Raw genomic sequence first — 266 nt, forward strand, 5'->3', positions numbered from 1 at the left:
CTTTTAAGGTCGTATCAGGAAGTGCTTTGCCAAATTCATCAATGGCAGCACCACCAATAGCATGGTGTTCACGGTTCAGAGTAAAGCCAAACTTATCACTGACTGCATCAAGCACTTGCTCTGCAGCTGCCATAACTTCTGGGCCAATACCGTCGCCCGCTAATACGGCAACGCTGTAATGTGTTTTACTCATCCTGCTTTCCTTTGTTGTTTTAAATCAGACACTTTTTGTGCTCGATAAATTAAGTTATAAACCCGAACCATAG

At 43.2% G+C, this 266-nt stretch carries 1 protein-coding gene; it reads right to left on the reverse strand.

Translation table 11 applies throughout. The features are described 5' to 3' along the window. On the reverse strand, positions 1–193 hold a 193-nt coding region (locus AAEY88_RS13955; RefSeq protein ID WP_350563341.1), incomplete at its 3' end, for an isocitrate/isopropylmalate family dehydrogenase. Positions 194–266 lie beyond the last annotated feature (73 nt).

It is taken from the genome of Psychrobacter sp. CAL346-MNA-CIBAN-0220 (genome assembly GCF_040309805.1).
Taxonomy (GTDB): domain Bacteria; phylum Pseudomonadota; class Gammaproteobacteria; order Pseudomonadales; family Moraxellaceae; genus Psychrobacter.